The organism is Hymenobacter caeli (assembly GCF_013294115.1).
Lineage (GTDB): Bacteria > Bacteroidota > Bacteroidia > Cytophagales > Hymenobacteraceae > Hymenobacter > Hymenobacter caeli.
Window position 1 is genome coordinate 216327 of the sequence record NZ_JABSNP010000003.1, and the last position, 15575, is coordinate 231901.

Below are 15575 nucleotides of genomic sequence, written 5' to 3' on the forward strand. Positions count from 1 at the left end.
TAGCGTGCACTTTGTGGTTCGCGTTCCCGCGCCGTTCACATCCTCATGCCGTTCGCGTCATCCATCGGGCGTGGGGACGCGAACTACAAAGTTCGCGCCACCGGTTGCCGGCCTGTACATCAACGCTGAAACGGCCCTAGCAACTGGCAACTAAAACCAGCCCCCGCTACTGGCCGCGCAGCCGGGCGGGCACTTGGTCGGTGCTCACCACGCGCCGGTCGTCGTACACGCGCTTGACGTCGGCCTCGCTGTTGGCTTTGAGCAGCCCGCCGCTGCCCCACGACATGAACCACACGAAGGGCTGGGCCCGCAGCTGCGCGGGCGTGGGCAGCTGGCTCTGCTCGGAGAGGCCCAGGGGCTTGCCGGCGGCCAGCCGGTGCATTGTTTCGTACCAGCGCTGCGGGAACACCGCGGCGGCGCTGTCTTTGCGGGGGTAGATGTCGGTGCCCAGCAAATCAACTTTATCAATTCCCGGAAAAAATGCTTCCACGCCCGGCGTGGGCTTGTCGGGCGTCCAGGCCCAGAGGATGTTGTGGAGCTGGTGGTGCCCGGTGTAGTAGGCGTAGAGCTGCTGCCAGAGGGCCGCGTAGCCGGTGGGCCCCGGCCGGGCCCCCCACCAAAACCAGCCGCCGTTCATTTCGTGGTAGGGCCGGAAAATGACCGGAATGCGCGCGTCTTGCAGCCGCCGCAAGTAGCCGGCCAGCAAGTCCATCTGGGCGGCCCACTTCTGGTAAAGCGGCGTGCCGGGCGTGAGCAGCTCCTGCCACTGCGCGTCGGTGAGCTTGCTGATGATGCCGCCCTCGAACGGGCAGGGCTCGCCGATGGCCGGGTTGGCCTGGTGGTAGCTGAGCACGATGATGGACCCGCGGGCGTGCTGCCGCTTGATTTCGGGCACCAGCAGCGGCCGGTACTTGATGTTGTCGATGTCGTGGGTAGAGTCGGCAAAGCCGAAGTCGCCGCCCCACACCGCCGGGTACTTCCCCGTCAGCTCGTGCACCTTGTCGCTGCTGGCCGACATGCGCCCCAGCACGTTGTGGATGCCCGACAACGTTTTGTGGCCCTGAATCTTGTACAAGTACGCCAGTAGCTGCCGCGCTTCCGGCGTGGCCTGCGGGTCGATGGGCGGGGCCTGGGCGTGGCCGGCCGCGGCCAGCCACAAAACAGCGGCCCCGGCAAGTAGCAAGCGGAAAGGCTTCATGGGCGAAGGGGTTGGGGGGGGTGGGTAGCATTGCGGGGGTAAAAGTCGCGCCGCGGAGCCGCCCGGCGCGGGCCCCGGCCCCGCCGGTACTTCCCCGGCAACGCCTACCGCAGCCAGGTGCGCACGTAGCGGCCCTGCGGGTCGTAGCGCTTGGCCTGCTGGGCCAGGTCGAAGGCCGAGTCGCGCACGTCGGTGCCGGTGCCGGCAATGTACTTCCAGTTGCCCCAGTTCAGGGCCGGGTCGTGGTCCACGAGCTGGTGCTCGAACCAGGCCGCGCCCCAGCGCCAGTCCTGGCCCAGGTCGTGCACGAGGTAGCTGGCCACGTTCTGGCGGCCGCGGTTGCTCATGAAGCCCGTGGCGGCCAGCTCGCGCATGTTGGCGTCCACGAACTGGTTGCCGGTGCGGCCCTGGGTCCATTTGTCGAAGGCGGCGCGGTCGGGGCGGGTGGGCTTGGGGGCCTGGCCGCGCAGGCCCGCCCAGCGGAAGAAGTCGGCCCCGGCGCGGCGGGCCAGCAGCCGGAAGTAGTCGCGCCACAGCAGCTCCAGGCGCAGCTGCTGCGGGCCCTTGCCCCGGGGCCCGGTTGCGGCGCTGGCCTCGTGGGCCCCGATGGCCGCCCACACCTGCCGGGCCGAGAGGCTGCCGTTGGCCAGCCAAGCCGAAAACTTGGTGCTGTAGGCCTCGCCCAGCAGCTCGTTGCGGGTGTCGTCGTAGCGGGCAATGAGGCGGCGCGCCACCGCGAAGTCGTGCAGGCGGGCCAGGGCGGCGGTTTCGCCGCCGCCCAGCGCCGGCCGGGCCGAGCGGGCGTCGCGGGGCACCGCCGCCAGGGCCGGCTGGCCCAGGGCCGCCGCCAGCGCGGCCGCGGTGGGCAGGGGCGCGGGCGCGAAGCCGGCCGGCAGCGGCGGCAGCCGGCGCGGGGCCGGCAGCGGGGGCCGCACCGGCGCGGCCGCCGCCACGTCGTACCGGAACTTGCTGAACGAGAGGGGCAGGTCGCGCACGGCCACGCGCAGGTCCTGGGGGTGCAGCAGGGCCAGGGTTTCGAAGCGGCGCAGGGGCACGGCGGGGCCCAGGGCGGCGGCGAGGGCCGTTTCGGCGGTGGTTTCCTCGTGGGCGTGCTCGGCGCTGGTCCACACTGCGGCCGCGCCCAGGGCCTGGGCCAGGCGGGGCAGCGCGGTGGCCGGGGCCCCCACCACGAAGTGGATGCCCGAGCCCAGGGCCGCGTACTGCCGCTGCAAATCGGCCAGCGTTTCGAGCAGGAAGGGCAGGCGGTGGGGCCCGGTGCGGGGCAGGCCCAGGAGCGGGTCGGGCCCCAGGGCGGCGGGGTCGAAGCAGTACACGGGCAGCAGGGCCCCGGCGTCGGCGGGCAGCGCGGCCAGGAGTTCGTTGTCGTGCAGGCGCAGGTCGTTGCGCAGCCAGTACAGGATGTTCATGCGGGAAGCACGGGTTTGGGGGTAGTAAAATGACCGCTGCGCACTCGCTTGGGAATCGCGCCGGGCCCGGCGGGGCAATAACAAAAACGGCCCGCTAACCGCAGGCCGTTCCTAAAAAATAAAAGCGGGGGACACTACACGGGCTGCGCCGCGCCCACGCCGACGGTTACCATTTCGGCCTCCGCAGGGCCCTGGGCCTGCTCAAGCGGGTCGCGCTGCAGGTCGCGGGTGGCGGCGGCGGGCTTGATGGTGAGGGGCACTTTCTCCACGGCCACGTCGCTGGTATCCAGGCCGAAAAGCTGCTGGTCGGAGATGGCGACGCGGTTGATGAAGAAGTAGCCGTTCATGAAGAACCGCTCCTGCCAGGTCAGCTCGTTGTCGTAGCTCAGCACTTTTTCGAGTACTACGAAGCGGAAGTCGCCGGGCAGGTGGTGGCGGGCCAGCGAGTCGTAGCGCGAGGTGATGTCCAGCTCGCCGCGCTGGGCCATTTCCTCCAGCACCCGGCGGAACAGCAGGTTCAGGCGGGGCTGCACCCGGAAGCCGAGCCGGAAGTTGATTTTGTAGGCCACGCCCGGCACCAGCTCCTCCACGTCGTAGCGCGTCGAGTAGGGGTCGGTGAGGATGCTCATGTTCACGAACCAGTAGCGGTCGGCCCGCTTGGGCTGTTTGCGCATGATGGAGTACAGAATCTCGGTTTCCAGCTCGCCGGGGGTTTTGCTGTGGGTGAGGTACACCAGGTTGGAGGCGTAGCGGGGCACCGAGCCGTCGTCGCTCAGCTCCTGGAGCGTGGGCACGCTCCCGGCCACGGGCACGGTTTTCAGCAGGCGGTTCTTGATTTCGCGGCCCTTGTAGCCCAGGTACATCATGAAAATCAGGCCCCACTCGAAAACCAGGATGCCCAGCCGGTTCAGCAGCTTGGTGATGTTGGCAATGAGGAACGAGGTTTCGACGGTGAAGAACACCAGCATGATGCCCACCACCACCGGCACGGCCCAGTGCTTCACGCCCCGCAGGTACTGCGAGAGCAAGAGGCTGGTCATCAGCATGGCCACCGTGATGGAGAAGCCGTAGGCGGCCGTCATGGCCTCGGAGGTTTGGAAGTGCAGCTGCACGCACACGCACCCAAACCACAGCAGCCAGTTGATGCTGGGCACGTAAATCTGCCCGCGCTCATTGGTGGGGAACAGCACCCGCACCTTGGGCCAGAAGCGCAGGCTCACGGCCTCCGAAATGAGCGTGTACGAGCCCGAGATGAGGGCCTGCGAGGCAATGATGGTGGCCATGGTGGCCAGGATGATGAGCGGCACCAGGCCCCACTTCGGGGCAATCATGAAGAACGGGTTCTGGTTGCCGGCCAGCGCGTGGCCCAGGTGGCCCATCGTCCAGGCGGCCTGGCCCAGGTAGTTGACCACCAGTGCGGTTTTCACAAAAACCCACGAGGTGCGAATGTTTTTGCGGCCGCAGTGGCCCAGGTCGGAGTACAGGGCCTCGGCCCCGGTGGTGCAGAGAAATACGGCCCCCAGCAGCCAGAAGCCCTTGGGGTACTCGGTGAGTAGCCGGATGGCGTACACGGGGTTGAGGGCGGCCAGCACGCCCGGGTGGTGCGCAATCTGGATGAGGCCCAGCGTGCCAATCGTGGAAAACCACACCAGCATGATGGGCCCGAACGAGGCCCCCACCACCTTGGTGCCGAACTGCTGAAACCCGAACAACAGGCTGATAATGACCAGCACCACGATGACGATGGTTTCCTGGTTGAGGGCCGGGTAGAGGATTTTCAGGCCCTCGATGGCCGACGTCACCGAGATGGGCGGCGTGATGATGCCGTCGGCCAGCAGCGTGCCCGCCCCGATGATGGCCGGGAACAGCAGCCAGCGCCCGCGGCTCTTCACCAGCGAAAACAGCGAGAAAATGCCGCCCTCGCCGTGGTTGTCGGCTTCCAGCGTCAGCATGATGTACTTGATGGTGGTCTGGAGCGTGAGCGTCCAGAACACGGCCGACACGCCGCCGTACACCAGCAGCTCGCTCACCGGCCGGTCGCCGACGATGGTTTGGAGGACGTAAAGCGGCGAGGTGCCGATGTCGCCGAAAATGATACCGAGCGTGACGAGCAGGCCCGCCACCGTGATGCGGCGGCGGTGAATGTCGTCTTCGGTGGGCAGCAGCGTAGCAATACTCATTGTAAATTCATAAAAGCAATTGGCCGTCCGGCTTTTGCGTACGGCCGTGCGCCGGTAAAGTCGGACCCAAACTACTGCGCCCGGCGGTTGGTTCGGGCCGGCGGGCGCAAAGTTATCCGGCAAGCGGCAGCGCCCGGGCCGGGGGCGCCAGCCGCCGGATTTTCGCCGCGTTGGTCGGCGCTTCGGGGCCGTTGGCCGATTGGCGGCCGGGGCTTCATCTTGCAGGGCTGGGAGTAGGGCGTTACTTGTGCGCTGGCCCGGCGGGTCCGGGCCAGCCTTACCGTCATTTTTGCCGTTCATGAAAAAGATTTTGTGCGCCCTGCTGCTGGGCGCGGCCGCCGCCCCGGCTGCCCGGGCCCAAACCACCCCCGCCGCCGATGCCCCGGCCAAGCCGGCCCCGCCCGCCGCGGCCGTCGACGACCTTTACCCCCAGGGCAACGCCTCGCACAACACCGGCTTCGGCCTGAAGGGCGGCTACGCGCTGTCGCAGATTTACGGCAACGGCACCGGAGCGCTGCCCGGGGCGCAAAGCCACCAGTCGTTTTTGGTGGGGGCCTACGGGCAGTACGGGTTCAACGCGTTTGCCTCGGTGCAGGTGGAGCTGCTCTACAGCCGCAAAGGCTACCGCACCACCCTGGGTAACGCCTCGGCCTACAACACCCGCCTCGACTACCTCGACCTACCCATTCTGTTCGTGGGCAACCTCACGCCCAACCTCAGCTTCCACCTCGGGCCCCAGGTGTCGCTGCTGGAGAACGTGGCCCACGACGGCACCAACGCCGCGCTGAGCGGCCGCTACAACCGCCTGGCCGTGGGCGGCGTGGGCGGGCTCGAGGGCCGCGTGGGCAACGTGCGCCTCGGGGCCCGCTACGACCTGAGCCTGAGCAAGCTTTACCACGAAAACGCCAACGAGCAGTTCAACACCTCCGGGGTGTACCTGTCCAACAACAATATCTACTCCCGCACCGCCGAGGTGTACCTGAGCTACGGGCTGTCGCGGTAGGGGTGAATGAGAGAATGGGCGGTGGTCTGAACCGGGGTGGTCCGGCGACTTTTTCCGTCGTCGGGCCACTCTGACGAGGCCCCGGGGCCGCTGTTCAAATGCCAGAGTGGCCCGACGAAGCCCTTCGGGCCATTCGCCGGACCACCTCGCTCTATACCACTGCCAAGGGGGGTGAATGATTCACTCATTCACTCATTCACCCATTCTCTCTCCCCCCCGCTACGGGCAGCGTGAACTGGAACGCGCTGCCGCTGCCCAGCTCACTCTCCACCCACAGGCGGCCGCCCTGGGCGGTGATGAACTCGCGGGCGATGCTCAGGCCCAGGCCCGAGCCACCGGCGTAGCCGGCCTTGTCGGGAATCTGGGCGAAGCGCTGGAAGATGCGCTCGTGGTACTCGGCCGCGATGCCGGGGCCCCGGTCCTGCACGGTGAGCTGCACGAACTGCCCGGCGCGGACGGCCTGCACGGTCAGGGTGCCGCCGGCCGGCGAGTAGCGGATGGCGTTGGCCAGCAGGTTGATGAGCACCCAGGTGGTTTTCTCCACGTCGGCGCGCACCGCCGGCAGGTCGGTGGGCAGGTCGGTGGCCAGCTGGAGCTGCTTGTTGTCGAGCTGGGCCTGCACGGTGGCCGTGGCGAAGCGCACCACGTCGGGGAGCGGGGTGGCCCCGAAGTCGAGCTGGATGCCGGCCCCCGAGTCGAGGCGCGACACGTCGAGCAGCTCGCCCACCAGGCGCAGCAGGCGCTGGGTTTCGCGCCGGATGCCGTCGGTCACGCGCGTGCGCTCCTCGGCGTCGAGCTTGTCGGTTTGCAGCAGCTTCAGGCTCATGTTGATGCTGGAGAGCGGCGTTTTCAGCTCGTGCGACACCGTGGCCAGGAAGTTCGACTTCACTTGGTCGAGCTTCTTGAAGTCCGACACGTTGCGCAGCGTCAGCACCTGGCCCACAAACTCGGTCTTGTCGCTGGCCTCGTTGAAGCTCACCAGGTCCTGCACGGCCAGGCGGTAGAACACTTCCTCGCCCTTTTGGGCCACCGTGAGCAGGGGCGCTTCGGCCACGGCCGCGTCGCGGCGGGGCGCGTCGAGGGGCTTCAGCATGGTGGCCAGCAGGTCGTTGCGCTGGGCCACGTCGGCGGCCAGCTGGTCCACGAGCTGGGCCACGGGCAGGCCCAGCAGCTCGCACAGCACGGGGTTGGCCAGCAGGATGCGACGGTTCTCGTCGAGCAGCAGCAGGCCCTCGTCGAGGCCGTCCACCACGCTGCGGGCCCGGTTGCGCTCGGTCACCAGCTCGGCCGAGGTCGAGCTGCGGTATTCTTGCAGCTGCACCAGCATCCGGTTGAAGGACCGCGCCACCCGCCCGAACTCGTCGGGGCTCTCGACCGGAATCGTGGTTTTGAAGTCGTTGCCGGTGGCGTGGTCCAGGGCCGCGGTGAGCTTGCGCAGGGGCATCACGGCGGCCTCGGGCACGCTGGCCACCAGCAAGATGGCCAGCAGCACGGCCAGCGTGGCGGCCAGCAGCAGGTTGCGCCCCGCGCCGGTGGCCTGCTGCCCCAGCTGCACGTTCTTGCGCTTCAGGGCCTCGGTGTTCAGCCGAATCATGCGGTGCGTTTGGGTGCGCAGCTGCTCCAGCACCGGCACGGCCGGCTGGCGCTGAAACTTGTCGAGGGCCTGCGTGAGCGAGTCGACCAGGACCCGCTCGCCGGGCTCGGTGATGTTGCCCGCCTCGCTGGTGAGGGCCCGCTGGAAGCGCGGCGAGGCCGCCGGGGCCCCCGGGTCCACCTCCATCCGGTCGAGGGCTTGCAGCATCTGCTGGCCTAGCTCGATGGAGTAGAAATTGGCCGTCAGGATGTTGCGCGAGTTGGTGCTCAGGCCCTGCACCGTGTAGTAGGCATAGCCGCCGATGCTGCCCAGCAGCACCAGCAGCGCCAGAAACCCGAGCGTGATTTTGGTTTTTAGGTTCATGAGGGTAAATTATGGGTTATGAGTTATGGGTTATGAGTTGTCTTCAAAAGGTTGCGGATTGTCGCAACCCATAACTCATAACTCGTAATTAATAACTGATAATCAATAGGTTACTAAAAAAATGTCCAGCTCGGGCGAGGAGCGGGCCACGGTTTGCACCAGGTCGGCCGTGACGCCGCGGCGGGTGAGGCGCTCCCAGCCGCTCTTCGGGCTGGTTACGCCGCACACGAGCAGGGTGGCATTTTTTTCCTGCGCCACCCGCTGCACCGCCGCCACGATGTCGTCGTCCTTCACCCGCAAAATCTGGGCCCCCAGCTCGGTGGCCAGCTGCAGGTTGTTGATGAGGTGGCGCTGGGTGGCCAGGCCGATGCGGTCGGCGCTTTCGCGGCCCGTCTGCACGTAGAGCACGTACCACACGGCGGCCCCGAACCGGTCGGCCAGGCGTGCGGTTTTGCGAATGATTTCCTTGGCCGCCGCGTCGTTGGTGTTGATGCAGGCCAGCAGGCGGTCGTCGTTGCGGCGCTGGGCGGCCACGGCGGGGGCCCCGCCGGCGTCGTTTTCTACCTGGCGGCCCAGCAGCTGGGCCACTTCGCGGGCCGCCAGGCGCCGCAGCTGCAGCAGGTTTTCGGGCTGGAAGAAGTTGGCCAGGGCCGTGGGCACCTTGGCCAGGTCGTAAATTTTGCCGTCTTCCAGGCGGGCCCGCAGCTCGGGCACGGTCAGGTCCACGTTCACCACCTCGTCGGCGTGCTGGAACACTTGGTCGGGCACGCGCTCGGCCACGGCGGTGCCCGTTATTTTCAGTACCTGGTCGTGCAGGCTTTCCAGGTGCTGCACGTTGCAGGCCGTAATCACCGAGATGCCGGCCCGCACCAGCTCCTCCACGTCCTGCCAGCGCTTTTCGTTGCGCGAGCCGGGCACGTTGGTGTGGGCCAGCTCGTCCACCACCACCACCGCCGGCCGCCGCTTCAGCAGGCCGTCGAGGTCCATTTCCTCCAGGGCCCGGCCCTTGTAAAACACGCTTTTGCGCGGCATCACGGGCAGGCCGTCGAGCTGGGCCACGGTGCCGACCCGGCCGTGGGTTTCCACGTAGCCGATGAGCACGTTCACGTCGTGCTGCTCCAGCTCGCGGGCCTCTTGCAGCATGCGGTAGGTTTTGCCCACGCCGGCGGCCAGGCCCACGTAAATTTTGAGCCGCCCGCGCCGCCGCTCCTGCACCAGGCGCAGGAACCGCTCGGCCGATTGGTCGCGCTGGTCGTCGTCGGTAGGCAAGGTGGTGGGCATGGTTGCTAATTGAAGAGGAATTAGGAATTTGTTTAACCTACTTTAGAACGTCATGCTGAGCTTGTCGAAGCATCTCTACTGCGGCAGTAATCATAATTAGTAACGCGGTAGAGATGCTTCGGCAAGCTCAGCATGACGTTCTTTTTAGTACAAAATATTCTTTCCCCACCTACTCAGTCCCGGGTGAGTTGCAACTCGGGGCGGGGCGGCAGGGCCAGGGGCACGTTTTCGATGGTGAAGGAGGAGTTGTCGAGCCCGAAGCTTTGCTGCTCGCTGGCCCCCAGCCAGCGCAGGGCCCCGTAGCCGCGCAGCACGGCGCTTTTCCAGGTCCGCAGCTGGCCCTGGTAGGGCAGGGTGCGGTTGAGGATGACGAACTGGAAGTCGCCGGTCATGTCCTGGCCGCGCAGCGACTCGTAGCGCGAGGTGATGTCGAGGTCCTCGGTTTTCACCAGGTCGGTGAGCACCTGCCGGAACATGTAGTTGATGGCGTGGTCCACCCGGAAGCCCAGGCGGAACTCGATGCGCATCAGGTTGTCGGGCAGGATGTGCGTCACGTGGTAGGTCTTGGTGTAGGGGTCGTCGGTGGTCACCACGTGGATGAGGTAGTAGAGGTCGGCCCGTTTGGGGTTTTTGCGGAACAGGCTGTGGATGATGCCGTTCTCCACCTGCTTGGGGTCGTCCGACTTGGTGAGGTACACCAGGTGGGTGGCGAACTTGGCCACCGACTGGTCCACGCTCAGCTTTTCCAGCAGGGGCAGGTAGTCGGCCAGGGGCGTGAACTGGGCCAGCTGGTTGCGGATGCGCCGGCCCTGAATCCAGCTCACCATCACCCCCAGCAGGGCCGTGCCCAGCAGCACGCTCAGCCAGCCGCCCTGGGAAAACTTGCGCAGGTTGGCCACCAGAAACGAGCCCTCGATGGTGAAGTACACCGCCAGCAGCAGGCCGATGAGCACCACGTTGCGGCGGTGCAGGCGCAGGTAGTAGGCCAGCAGCACGGTGGTCATCAGCATGGTCACCGTCACGGCCAGGCCGAAGGCCGCCTCCATCCGGCCCGACTCGCGGAAGTGCAGCACCACGCCGATGCAGCCGGCGCACAAAATCCAGTTCAGCGACGGCACGTAGGCCTGGCCGCGCAGCTCGGTGGGGTAGGAGATTTTGACCTTGGGCCAGAAATTGAGCCGCAGCGCCTCGATGATGAGCGTGAACGAGCCCGAAATGAGGGCCTGCGAGGCAATAATTGTGGCCATCGTGCAAATGATGATGGCCGGCAGCAGGCCCCAGGCCGGAATCATCAGGAAGAACAGGTTCCGCTCGCCCAGCGGGGCCCCCAGGTGCCGGAGCAGCCAGGCCCCCTGGCCCAGGTAGTTGAGCAGCAGGCAGCTTTTGACGAACGTCCACGACACGTAGATGTTGAAGCGGCCCACGTGGCCCATATCGGCGTACAGGGCCTCGGCCCCGGTGCTGCACAAAAAGATGGAGCCCAGCAGCCAGAAGGCCCCGGGCACCGTCAGAATCATGTGCACGGCGTAGTACGGGTTCAGGGCCCGCAGGATGCTCCACTCCTGCACCAGGTGGGTGACGCCGAGCACGGCCAACATGCTGAAAAACACCAGCATCACCGGCCCGAACAGCTTGCCGATGATGGCCGTGCCCGCCTGCTGGAACGCGAACAGCCCCACGATGATGACCAGCACGATGGGCACCGTGTCGAGGTCGGGCTTGAGGATGCGCAGCCCCTCGATGGCCGACGACACCGAAATGGGCGGCGTGATGATGCCGTCGGCCAGCAGCGCCGCCGCCCCGATGATGGCCGGCAGGTACAGCCACTTGACTTTGAGCCGCCGCAGCAGCGCATACAGCGACAGGATGCCGCCCTCGCCGTGGTTGTCGGCCTTCATGGCCACGAACACGTACTTCACCGTGGTGAGCAGCGTGAGCGTCCAGATGACGGCCGACACCGTGCCCAGCACCACTTCTTCCGTCACGGGCCGGCTCACGAACACGCCCCGCACCGTGTACAGCGGCGAAGTGCCGATGTCGCCGTACACGATGCCCAGCGCGATGAGCGTGCCGGCCGTGGTGGCCCGGCTGTGCAGCGATTGGTGGGCAGCAGTGGGAGCAAGGGCGGTGCTATTCGTCATAGACGCTAAGTACGGGCAGGCAGCGGCAACGGCTTAGAACCGCACCCCACGCCCAGGGCCATCATAAACGGGTCGTTTTTCCAGCCGTCGCCGCCGCCGGCCGCGCAAGCCCGCGGGTAGCGCCCACCGACTGCTAAAGCGGTCGGCTCCGTTGCCGCGTCGCCGGCCCGGAGCGCCCGGTGTAGCGGGGTCAAAAACTGCTTCAATGGGTTGGCTTTAGAGGCTGTTCGTAATACCGACAGAACGGGGCAGCGGCGCATCTTTGCGTCGCTGCCCCGTTCAGAGCCGGAAAATAAATGCAACCCGCGGTCTAGAAAGAAAGGGCGATGCTCGACGTCAGGTTGCCGTAGGTGCTGTGGTTCACGCCGTCGGCTTCGGCGAAGATGTTGTTCTGCGCGTTCAGCACCCGGCCTTCGAGGCGCACGACCACGTTGCCGGTGGGGGCGTAGTCGAAGTTGAGCGAGCCGCCGCGGATAAACGCGTCGCCGTCCCCCACCACGGGCGCGAAGGAGTTGATGATGACGCCGCGCTCGGCTTTGTAGTACTCGCCGCGCAGGGCGGTGGTCCACTTGTCGGCCAGCTTGTAGCGCACGAAGGCCGCGCCGGTGTGCCAGGTGTCGTACTTGTTGCCGTTGTCGCCGGCCGGGCGGGCGGCCTGCTGCTTGCCCACGTCGAACACCGCGGCCAGGCTCAGCCGGTCGGTGGCGGCGTAGGTGATGTAGAAATCGTGGAAGTAGCGGCGGCGCGTGGCCACGTCGGCAGGCTGCTCGTTGCCGTAGAACGTGCTGCTGTTAATGAGGATTTTGTCGGTGGGTTTCCACTGAATCTGAGTGCCCGCGGCCTTGGCCTGGTTGTTCTCGCGGATGTTCTGCCAGCCGTTCAGCGCCAGCGCGGTCAGCGTCAGCTTGGGGCCCACCTCGTAGGTAAACCGGGCCCCCGCCTCGTAGTACGGCGAGTTTTCGGCCATCAGCGAGCGGGTCAGCGTCCAGTTGTCTTTCGAGATGGCCGACTCGAACCCGATGTGCGAGCCGAAGATGCCGAAGTCGAGCCAGGCCTTGTCGAAGGGCCGGAAGCCGGCGTACGCCTCGTAGATGTGCTTGAACACCGGGTCTTCGGCCGCGTAGTTGGCCGTCACGTACGAGCCGGCGTGGATGCCCACGGCCCCGCGCACCTTGCCGTCGTCGTAGCGCATCCCAATCAGGCCCTGGTTCACGGTGAACTCGTTCTGGCGGTTGTGCGAGTAGAGAAAGCTCGGCCGCACCTGCGTGTCGGGGTGGTGGAAGTCGATGCCGTAGTAGCCATCCACGAAGCCGTAGAAGGTGAGCGGGCCGGGCGTGGCTGGCGCGGGGGCCGCCGCGGGCGGTACGGCCAGGGCGGGGTCGGTGGTGGGCGTGGTTTGGGCCAGGGCAGCGCTGCTGGCAGCGAAAGCCAGGCCGAAGGTTAGAAATTTACGCATTGAAAGGATGCCGAGCCGTAGCCGGCGGAATACAATAGTGGCTTTGCCCGGGCCCCAGCGGGTAACGTGTGGGAGCCAGGCGGTTGAAAACGGGGCCCCCAGTGGACCCCTGATGAGGTTAAAAGACTACTTGCTGGCCGGGGCCAGCTCGTCCAGGGCCAGGTTCAGGCGCAGCACGTTCACCACTTGGGGGGCCAGGGTGCCGCCCTCGGTGTTGGCGTTCACCAGCGCGGTGAGGCGGGCCGGGGCCACGCCGCGGGCCTTGGCCACGCGGGCCACCTGCACCAGGGCCCCCTGGGGCGAGAGGTGCGGGTCGAGGCCCGAGCCGCTGGCCGTCAGCAGCTCGGCGGGCACGTCGGCGGCTTTCACGCCGGGGTTTTGGAGCAGGAAGGTGTCGAGGCGGGCCTTCACCTGGGCCAGGTACTCGGGGTTGCTCGGCCCCTTGTTGGAGCCGCCCGAGCCCTGGGCGTTGTAGTCCACGGCCGAGGGCCGGGTGTTGAAGTAGCCGGGCTTGCTGAACTTCTGGCCCACGTTGGCAAAGCCCACTACGCGGCCTTTCTGGCTCAGCTGCACGCCTTCGCCGTGGCCGGGGGCCAGCTGGGCCGCGGCCCACACAATGGCCGGGTAAATAACGCAGCACAGCACCAGCAGTACCAAAGACAGGCGCAGGGCAGGAAGAATGTTAGATTTCATCTTTTTAGCTTTTAGCTGTCAGCCGTTAGCCGTTAGCTTTTTTGAAAAATCAAATTGAATACGAGTCAACGGCTGTTGGCCATCAACTGCTGGCTCTGTAAGGAAAACGCTCGTTGAACATAAGCTAACAGCTAACAGCCAGTAGCTAACAGCTAGAAAAACCTACACAAACACACCCACCAGCAGGTCAATGAGTTTGATGCCGATGAAGGGCACCACCACGCCGCCCAGGCCGTACACCAGCAGGTTGCGGCGCAGCAGGGCTGAGGCCCCGATGGGCGTGTAGCTCACGCCGCGCAGGGCCAGCGGCACCAGTGCCGGGATGATGAGGGCGTTGAAAATAACGGCGCTCAGGATGGCCGACTGCGGCGAGTGCAGCCCCATCACGTTGAGGGCCCGCAGCCCGGGAATGGCCACCATGAACAGGGCCGGCACGATGGCGAAGTACTTGGCCACGTCGTTGGCGATGGAGAAGGTCGTGAGCGTGCCGCGCGTCATGAGCAGCTGCTTGCCGATTTCCACGATTTCGATGAGCTTGGTGGGGTCGTTGTCGAGGTCCACCATGTTGCCGGCTTCCTTGGCGGCCTGGGTGCCCGAGTTCATGGCCACCCCCACGTCGGCCTGGGCCAGGGCGGGGGCGTCGTTGGTGCCGTCGCCCATCATGGCCACCAGCTTGCCGCTCTGCTGCTCGGCGCGGATGTACTGCATCTTGTCCTCGGGCTTGGCCTCGGCGATGAAGTCGTCCACGCCCGACTTCTCGGCGATGAACTTGGCCGTGAGCGGGTTGTCGCCGGTCACCATCACCGTTTTGATGCCCATCTTGCGCAGGCGCTCGAACCGCTCCTGGATGCCGGGCTTGATGATGTCCTGCAACTCCACCACGCCCAGTACCCGGTCGTTCTCGCTGAGCACCAGCGGCGTGCCGCCGTTGCTGGCCACCGCCGCCACCCGCTCGGCCACTTCCGGGGGGTAGGCGTGGCCGGCCGCCTCCGACAAGCGGCGGATGGCGTCGGCCGCGCCCTTGCGCAGGCGGGTGCCGCCGGCCAGCGTCACGCCCGAGCTGCGGGTTTCGGCCGTGAACTTAATCAACTCGGCCCCGGCCAGCTGGGGTTGCAGGGCCTGCGGGTCCACTTTGTTGTCGCGGGCCAGCTCGATGATGCTCTTGCCCTCGGGCGTCTCGTCGGTGAGCGAGCTGAGGACGGCCCCCTGCACGAACTCCTGTAGCTGCACGCCCGGGGCGGGCCAGAAGTGGGTGGCCTTGCGGTTGCCGATGGTGATGGTGCCGGTTTTATCCAGCAGCAGCACGTCGATGTCGCCGGCCGTTTCCACGGCCTTGCCGCTCTTGGTGATGACGTTGGCCCGCAGGGCCCGGTCCATGCCGGCGATGCCGATGGCCGAGAGCAGGCCCCCAATCGTGGTCGGAATCAAGCACACGAACAGGGCGATGAACGAGGCCACCGCGATGGGCGTGTTCGAGTACTTGGCAAACGGGGCCAGGGTGACGCACACAATCACGAACACCAGGGTGAAGCCGGCGAGCAGGATGGTGAGGGCAATTTCGTTGGGCGTTTTCTGGCGCGAGGCGCCTTCCACCAGGGCAATCATCTTGTCGAGGAACGACTCGCCGGGGGCCGTCGTCACCACCACCTTGATGCGGTCGGAGAGTACCTTGGTGCCGCCCGTCACCGACGACTTGTCGCCGCCGGACTCGCGAATAACCGGGGCCGATTCGCCCGTGATGGCCGACTCGTCGATGGTGGCCAGGCCCTCCACAATCTCGCCGTCGGTGGGGATGATTTCGCCGGCTTCCACCAGGAAAAAGTCGCCTTTGGTCAATTGCGAAGAGCTAACCGAGGTGATGGCCCCCGCGGCGTCCACCTTGCGGGCGGGGGTTTCTTCGCGGGTTTTGCGCAGGCTTTCGGCCTGGGCCTTGCCGCGGGCTTCGGCAATGGCCTCGGCGAAGTTGGCGAACAACAGCGTGAGGAACAGCACGAAGAACACCGTGAAGTTGTAGCCGAAGCCGCCCTGGGTGGCGTCGGGCTTCACGAGCAGGCCCAGCGTGACGATGAGCATCACCACGGTGCCGATTTCCACGGTGAACATCACCGGGTTGCGGAACATCTTGCGCGGGTCGAGCTTGACGAAAGCCTGTTTGATGGCCTCGCCGACCAGCGCGGGTTGAAAAAGGGATTGTTGAGTAGCCATTTTTTAAGCTATTAGCTGATAGCTGTTAGCTATT

At 66.2% G+C, this 15575-nt stretch carries 10 protein-coding genes; 1 reads left to right on the forward strand and 9 read right to left on the reverse strand.

The annotated features are described in order from the left end of the window. Positions 1-166 precede the first annotated feature (166 nt). The 3 genes from HNP98_RS04325 to HNP98_RS04335 all read right to left on the reverse strand — a co-directional run bounded on the left by HNP98_RS04325 (position 167) and on the right by HNP98_RS04335 (position 4805). Complete coding sequence (locus HNP98_RS04325) at positions 167-1198, reverse strand: glycosyl hydrolase (protein ID WP_173808824.1); 1032 nt, start codon at positions 1196-1198, stop codon at positions 167-169. A gap of 104 nt (positions 1199-1302) precedes the next feature. Continuing rightward, positions 1303-2625, reverse strand: a complete 1323-nt coding sequence (locus tag HNP98_RS04330) for a DASH family cryptochrome (RefSeq protein WP_173808825.1) — start codon at positions 2623-2625, stop codon at positions 1303-1305. A 134-nt stretch (positions 2626-2759) separates the two neighbouring features. Then, positions 2760-4805 carry a KUP/HAK/KT family potassium transporter gene (locus tag HNP98_RS04335; protein WP_173808826.1) on the reverse strand — a complete coding sequence of 682 codons (2046 nt, stop codon included), beginning with the start codon at positions 4803-4805 and terminating at the stop codon, positions 2760-2762. Between the two features lie 298 nt (positions 4806-5103). On the opposite strand from HNP98_RS04335, the gene HNP98_RS04340 reads away from it, so the two are divergent. Further along, on the forward strand, positions 5104-5808 hold the full coding sequence (locus HNP98_RS04340; protein WP_173808827.1) for an outer membrane beta-barrel protein: 705 nt from the start codon (positions 5104-5106) through the stop codon (positions 5806-5808). A 196-nt stretch (positions 5809-6004) separates the two neighbouring features. On the opposite strand, the gene HNP98_RS04345 is transcribed toward HNP98_RS04340, so the two are convergent. The 6 genes from HNP98_RS04345 to kdpB form a co-directional block, all read right to left on the reverse strand. Next, entirely contained in the window at positions 6005-7765 is a 1761-nt protein-coding gene (locus HNP98_RS04345; RefSeq protein ID WP_173808828.1) for a HAMP domain-containing sensor histidine kinase, read from the reverse strand. A gap of 102 nt (positions 7766-7867) precedes the next feature. Next, positions 7868-9046: a sensor protein KdpD gene (locus tag HNP98_RS04350; RefSeq protein ID WP_173808829.1), complete on the reverse strand. Its 1179-nt coding sequence runs from the start codon at positions 9044-9046 to the stop codon at positions 7868-7870. Positions 9047-9219: 173 nt separating this feature from the next. Further along, positions 9220-11187 (reverse strand): KUP/HAK/KT family potassium transporter, encoded by a 1968-nt coding sequence (locus HNP98_RS04355; RefSeq protein WP_173808830.1) that lies wholly within the window; start codon positions 11185-11187, stop codon positions 9220-9222. 310 nt (positions 11188-11497) lie between these two features. After that, the gene (locus HNP98_RS04360) at positions 11498-12643 is read right to left on the reverse strand and encodes a porin (protein ID WP_173808831.1); all 1146 of its coding nucleotides are present in this window, start codon (positions 12641-12643) and stop codon (positions 11498-11500) included. A 126-nt stretch (positions 12644-12769) separates the two neighbouring features. Next, positions 12770-13336 (reverse strand): potassium-transporting ATPase subunit KdpC, encoded by a 567-nt coding sequence (gene kdpC, locus HNP98_RS04365; RefSeq protein WP_173808832.1) that lies wholly within the window; start codon positions 13334-13336, stop codon positions 12770-12772. Between the two features lie 162 nt (positions 13337-13498). Then, positions 13499-15541, reverse strand: coding sequence for a potassium-transporting ATPase subunit KdpB (gene kdpB / locus HNP98_RS04370; RefSeq protein WP_173808833.1), 2043 nt, complete (start codon positions 15539-15541; stop codon positions 13499-13501). Positions 15542-15575: the final 34 nt, after the last annotated feature.

Bases quoted from the DNA above. Each gene is read 5' to 3' on its own strand.
- HNP98_RS04340 (WP_173808827.1), top strand. From the start codon at position 5,104: ATGAAAAAGATTTTGTGCGCCCTGCTGCTGGGCGCGGCCGCCGCCCCG.
- HNP98_RS04350 (WP_173808829.1), bottom strand. From the start codon at position 9,046: ATGCCCACCACCTTGCCTACCGACGACGACCAGCGCGACCAATCGGCC.
- HNP98_RS04355 (WP_173808830.1), bottom strand. From the start codon at position 11,187: ATGACGAATAGCACCGCCCTTGCTCCCACTGCTGCCCACCAATCGCTG.
- HNP98_RS04325 (WP_173808824.1), bottom strand. From the start codon at position 1,198: ATGAAGCCTTTCCGCTTGCTACTTGCCGGGGCCGCTGTTTTGTGGCTG.
- kdpC (WP_173808832.1), bottom strand. From the start codon at position 13,336: ATGAAATCTAACATTCTTCCTGCCCTGCGCCTGTCTTTGGTACTGCTG.
- HNP98_RS04345 (WP_173808828.1), bottom strand. From the start codon at position 7,765: ATGAACCTAAAAACCAAAATCACGCTCGGGTTTCTGGCGCTGCTGGTG.
- HNP98_RS04335 (WP_173808826.1), bottom strand. From the start codon at position 4,805: ATGAGTATTGCTACGCTGCTGCCCACCGAAGACGACATTCACCGCCGC.
- kdpB (WP_173808833.1), bottom strand. From the start codon at position 15,541: ATGGCTACTCAACAATCCCTTTTTCAACCCGCGCTGGTCGGCGAGGCC.
- HNP98_RS04330 (WP_173808825.1), bottom strand. From the start codon at position 2,625: ATGAACATCCTGTACTGGCTGCGCAACGACCTGCGCCTGCACGACAAC.
- HNP98_RS04360 (WP_173808831.1), bottom strand. From the start codon at position 12,643: ATGCGTAAATTTCTAACCTTCGGCCTGGCTTTCGCTGCCAGCAGCGCT.